Genomic DNA, 5,683 nt, shown 5'->3' with positions numbered 1-5,683 from the left:
AGGCGGAGGACGCCGGCCCGACCAACAACTGGCTCGACCCTGCTGAGATGCGGGCCACGCTCCGAGGCCTGTTCGCAGGGTGCATGCGGGGTCGGACGATGTACGTCGTCCCGTTCTGCATGGGCCCGCTCGGCTCGAGCATCTCGGCCCTCGGTGTCGAAATCACCGACTCGCCCTACGTCGTCATCTCCATGCGGACGATGACCCGGATGGGAACGCCCGCCCTCGAGCAGCTCGGAACGGACGGTTTCTTTGTCCCGGCCGTCCATTCCCTGGGCGCTCCGCTGGAACCCGGCCAGGCCGATGTCCCGTGGCCGTGCAATACGACGAAGTACATCACCCATTTCCCGGAAACCCGGGAGATCTGGTCCTACGGCTCAGGTTACGGCGGAAACGCACTACTTGGCAAGAAGTGCTATGCGTTGCGTATTGCGTCGGTCATGGCCCGCGACGAGGGCTGGCTCGCCGAGCACATGCTCATCCTCAAACTGACGTCTCCCGCTGGCAAGGTCCACTACATTGCCGCCGCATTTCCGTCGGCCTGTGGAAAGACTAATCTGGCGATGATCATCCCAACCCTGCCGGGCTGGCAGGCGGAGACCGTCGGTGACGACATCGCCTGGATGCGCTTCGGTGAGGACGGCCGGCTGTACGCGGTCAACCCGGAGGCCGGGTTCTTCGGGGTCGCCCCGGGGACCGGCGAGCAGACCAACCCCAACGCGGTCAGGACCCTCTGGGGCAACGTCGTCTACACCAACGTGGCCAGGACCGATGACGGTGACGTCTGGTGGGAGGGGCTGACCAAGCAGCCGCCGGCGCACCTCATCGACTGGAAGGGCCGCGACTGGACCCCCGAGTCCAGCGAGCCCGCCGCACACCCCAACGCCCGCTTCACCGTCCCGGCGGGCCAGTGCCCGACGATCGCCCCGGAGTGGGAGGATCCGCGCGGCGTGCCGATCTCGGCGATCCTGTTCGGCGGGCGCCGGGCGACCGCGGTGCCGCTGGTCACCGAGGCTCCCGACTGGCGGCGCGGGGTGTTCTTCGGCTCGATCGTCGCCTCCGAGACGACGGCGGCCCAGGCCGGAGCGATCGGCAAGCTGCGCCGGGACCCCTTCGCGATGCTGCCGTTCTGCGGCTACAACATGGCCGACTACTTCGCCCACTGGCTCGAGGTCGGGCAGAAGGCCGACCAGACGAAGCTCCCGCGGATCTATTACGTGAACTGGTTCCGCAAGAGCCCGGAGAGCAGGTTCCTGTGGCCGGGATTCGGCGACAACAGCCGTGTCCTCGCCTGGATCGTCGGTCGCCTGGAGGGCACGGCAGCCGGGGTGGAGACGCCGCTCGGCGTCCTGCCGACGAAGGACGCCCTACCCGCCGACGGCCTCGACATCGCCGAGGAGGACCTCGAGACCCTGCTCACGGTGGACGTCGAGGTGTGGAAGCAGGAGGCCCAGCTGATCCCCGAGCACTACCAGACGTTCGGGGAACGGCTTCCGGCCGCCCTGTGGACCGAGCACGAGGCGCTCGTCGAGCGGCTGAACAGCGGAGGCTGAGCGGCTGACGCCACCCAACCGCGGGCTCCGTTCGGGGACCGCACCGCTGGCACGGCACTTCGTGGCAGCACCTCGCAAGGCATCTGTGGCAACGCAAGCCATCCGTGGCACCACTTCGTGCGACACTCCCGAGCGGGTCGGCCTTCGGCCGACCCGCTCGGCGGGCTCCCGGCCCGTCCCGTGGCGACCGGTCGGCAGGGTTCGGCCCTCCTTCGCCGGCCCGGCGGCCAGCCGGCGGCGGACTCATTCGTAACTCTGCGTCGCGTCCGTTGTTCCGCCGTCGGCGGGCCGCGTTCCTACCGAGTGTCGTGCTACGGCTCACCTGAGCGGAGCACCACCCGATAATGACCACTCCGCGGATCCCTGCATGTTTGCCGGGGATCAATCCCTTCTCCGGATGAATTTCCGGGAATTCCCCAGTCGGTTGGCTGAATTTCCTCCGACCCGCCCGACGGTGCCAGTCGGCGCCCTCTTTCGGGCCTGGTCCGGTCCGGTCCGATCCGATCTCGATGACATGTCGAGACAACGAGTGTCCGATCATCGGCCCGCGGTGTTCCATAGCGTTCCGTCACGTTTTCCCCGCGGGCGCGCTTCAGGCCGTCACCTTTCGGTCGCCGTGTTTCGGGTGCCCCCTCCCATGTCGCCACGTTTCGGCCTGTCACGTTTCGGCCTGTCACGTTCTGGCCTGTCGCGTTTCGGCCCGCCGTGTCTCTGGCCGGCACGCCCGCGGTCACCCGGCTCTCGTCGGTCGCCGGGCTCGTGGATCCGGTGGCGGCCTGCGGCCGGTCGGTGCCCGTTGCCCCGGTTGGTGCCCGTTGCCGGAGTCAGCGCAGGTCCGGGGGCTTCTGAACCGGGCAGTGAGCGGTGACCTGGCTTCCTCGGGCGGACGCTCGTGGTCCGGTCTCCGACGGCGCCGCGCGCGGCGGTTGATGCTCCGCGTCATGATCCGGACGCAATGTGACCGATCGGGGTGCGACGGGAGCTCCGGGGTGCGAGACGTTTCCAGTTCTTAACGTAACGTGTTGTCGGAAGTGGGTCGCCATCATCGAGGGCTGCGGTTACCGTGGGAGCGCTAGCGTCTCAAGCCGTGGTCCGGCATGGTGCCGGACCTCTCGGGAGGCCCCTCGGTGCCGCAAGCGCGACTACACCAGGAGGCCGGTGCCCGGCTCCTGCAGGGGTCGGTCCCGGACTACCTCCGAGTAAGCGGGTGGGCGTGTGCCACGAACGCATGTCGTCGACACAAGCGTGCTGCTTTCTGATCCTGGCGCGCTGCTGCGGTTCGCGGAGCACAATGTCGTGCTCCCCCTCGTTGTCATAGGGGAGCTGGAAGGTAAGAGGAACCACCCGGAACTGGGCTGGTTCGCCCGGGAGGCACTACGCATCCTGGACGATCTGCGCATCCGGCATGGTCGCCTCGATCAACCGCTCCCGCTGGACAACGGCGGGACGCTACGGGTGGAACTCAATCACACCGATGCGGCGGTGCTTCCACTGGGGTTCCGGGTCGACACGAACGACTCGCGGATCCTGTGCGTCGCGATGAACCTCGCCCGCGAGGGCGCCGACGTCGTACTGGTCACGAAGGATCTCCCGCTGCGGGTCAAGGCGTCGGTGCTGGGGCTGCCCGCCGAGGAGTACCAGGCGCTGTCCCCGGTGGACACCGGCTTCTCGGGGATGGCCGAGCTCACCGTCACCCAGGAGGACCTCGACCGGCTTTACTCCCGCGAGTACACCGAGATCCTGGAGGCCGCCGACCTGCCCTGCCACACCGGCCTGGTCCTCACCACCACCGGGGGGAGTGCCTCCGCGCTCGGCCGGGTGACCGCCGACAAGCAGGTCCGGCTCGTCCGCGGCGACCGCGACGCGTTCGGCCTGCACGGTCGCTCCGCCGAGCAGCGGGTGGCCCTCGACCTCCTGCTCGATCCGGATGTCGGGATCGTCTCCCTCGGCGGTCGAGCCGGCACCGGTAAGTCGGCGCTCGCCCTGTGCGCCGGGCTCGAAGCTGTGATGGAGCGCCGGGCGCACCGCCGGGTGGTGGTTTTCCGCCCGCTGTACGCCGTCGGTGGCCAGGAGCTCGGGTACCTCCCGGGCAGCGAGAACGAGAAGATGGCGCCCTGGGCCCAGGCGGTGTTCGACACCCTCGGTGCGCTCGTCTCCCCCGAGGTCATCGAGGAGATCGTGGATCGCGGGATGCTGGAGGTGCTGCCGCTCACGCACATCCGTGGCCGGTCCCTGCACGACGCGTTCGTGATCGTCGACGAGGCTCAGTCCCTGGAGCGCGGGGTGCTGCTGACCGTGCTGTCCAGGCTCGGGCAGGGGTCACGGGTGGTGCTCACACACGACGTGGCCCAGCGCGACAACCTGAGGGTCGGCCGGCACGACGGGGTCGCCTCGGTGATCGAGACCCTGAAGGGCCACCCGTTGTTCGCGCACGTCACGCTCACCCGTTCCGAGCGATCGCCGATTGCGGCCCTGGTCACGACGATGCTGGAGGATCTCGTTCTCTGACGGGGTTCTCCCTGATCATCCAGCGAACTTTCGATGAATATCTGGAGAATATCTGGAGAGCGTCCGAGGGTCCCGGGCTGCGGGAACGTGTGGCCGCGGTGCGCGGTTGTGCGAGGAGACAACCACCGGAGGTGGCTTCCCATGTTCTTCGGTCGTCACAAGACGACACTGCCTACGCCCGAGCAGGCCCTTCCCGGCCGGGATCGGCCGGTGTTCGCGGGCGACGTCCCGCACACCGTGCTGGGGACCCCGCTCGCCGGCCCGTTCCCGGCGGGTCTGGAGACCGCCGTGTTCGGCCTCGGCTGCTTCTGGGGGGCCGAGCGCGCGTTCTGGAAGGTTCCCGGGGTGTACACCACCGCCGTCGGCTACGCCGGAGGGCACACCCCGCACCCCACTTACGAGGAGGTGTGTTCCGGGCTGACCGGGCACACCGAGGTCGTCCTTGTGGTGTACGACCCCGCGAAGGTCGGCTACGAGGAGCTGCTGCGCGTGTTCTGGGAAGGGCACGACCCGACCCAGGGCATGCGGCAGGGCAATGACGTGGGCACCCAGTACCGTTCGGCGATCTACACCACCACCGCCGGGCAGGCCGCCGCGGCGGCTGCCAGCCGCGAGGCGTTCCAGCAGGTGCTGACCGCCGCGGGCCTCGGGGCGATCACCACCGAGATCGCCCCGGCTGGTCCGTTCTACTACGCGGAGGAATACCACCAGCAGTACCTTTCCGACGCCAAGAACCCCGGCGGCTACTGCGGCCTGGGTGGCACCGGGCTGTCATGCCCGGTGGGGGTCGCCTCGGCCGGTTCTCCCCGCGCCGGGACGTCCGCGGAAGCCTCCAGCGCCGGCTGAGCGCGGCCAGCGGAGACGGGAGCGGGGGGAACCTCGCGGATGGGGGAGGGATCGGGGGCCGTCGGCGCGGGGGCGCCGACGGCCGGTCCGGGGTGCCGCGGGTCCTGCGGCAGATGTGGGATCAGTCCATCCGGCGGGTGGCGGTCAGGTACATGACTGGGGTGGTGTAGGTGATTGTGCCCTGGGTGTCGATCGTCTGCTGCCAGGCCTGGGCGTAGCGGTGGGCGAGGTTCTCGTCGAAGGTGGCGATGGTGTCGATGGGGCTGCGGGCGCCGGGGTGCGGCGGCCGGTTGAGGTAGCCGTCGACGGCGTCCCGGCTGGTCATGGTGCTGATGACCGTGTCGCGTTCGACCGTGACGCCCTCGAAGCCGGCGCTTCGGGCGTGGGTAACGGTGTCGGTCTCGTTGAACCGGCTCATCGTCCGGGCTGCCGGGGTCGCGTCGGCAAACAGGTCGCCGATCATTCGCAGCTCGTCGGCGGTGAGGGTGGACAGGTCGGCGTCGTGCCGACGGCGGGCGTTGATCGGCTCGAAGACGGACAGCAGGCCGCCCGGACGCAGCACCCGGGCCGCCTCCTCCAGCGCGGCGGGCAGATCCTCCAGGTAGATCAGAACCGAGCGGGCCACGACCGCATCGACACTGCCGTCCGGCAGGGGCAGGCTGGCGGCGTCGGCGACGACCCGTTCGGGGGCGCCGGCACCGTAGCCGGCGGGTCGGATCGCGTCCAACGCCTCGGCGGACCGGTCGATGGCGGTGACGGCGCCGTCCGGGCCGACC

The 5,683-nt window shown here is 69.5% G+C and carries 4 protein-coding genes; 3 read left to right on the top strand and 1 reads right to left on the bottom strand.

Annotated features, from left to right (window positions below; all coding sequences use genetic code 11):
* The 3 genes from ACY45C_RS12360 to msrA all read left to right on the top strand — a co-directional run.
* Positions 1-1,553, top strand: a 1,553-nt coding sequence (locus tag ACY45C_RS12360) for a phosphoenolpyruvate carboxykinase (GTP) (protein WP_462187766.1), incomplete at its 5' end; no start/stop codon positions are given.
* 1,215 nt (positions 1,554-2,768) lie between these two features.
* Positions 2,769-4,061, top strand: a complete 1,293-nt coding sequence (locus ACY45C_RS12355; RefSeq protein ID WP_462187765.1) for a PhoH family protein — start codon at positions 2,769-2,771, stop codon at positions 4,059-4,061.
* Positions 4,062-4,202: 141 nt separating this feature from the next.
* Positions 4,203-4,907 carry a peptide-methionine (S)-S-oxide reductase MsrA gene (gene msrA / locus ACY45C_RS12350; protein ID WP_462187764.1) on the top strand — a complete coding sequence of 235 codons (705 nt, stop codon included), beginning with the start codon at positions 4,203-4,205 and terminating at the stop codon, positions 4,905-4,907.
* Positions 4,908-5,028: 121 nt separating this feature from the next.
* Here msrA and ACY45C_RS12345 read toward each other — a convergent pair.
* The coding region (locus ACY45C_RS12345; RefSeq protein WP_462187763.1) for a class I SAM-dependent methyltransferase at positions 5,029-5,683 on the bottom strand (655 nt) is incomplete at its 5' end.

The organism is Frankia sp. CcWB2, from assembly GCF_977927585.1.
The sequence above is the reverse complement of the archived record's forward strand: the minus strand, read 5'-3'. Positions and strand labels throughout refer to the sequence as shown.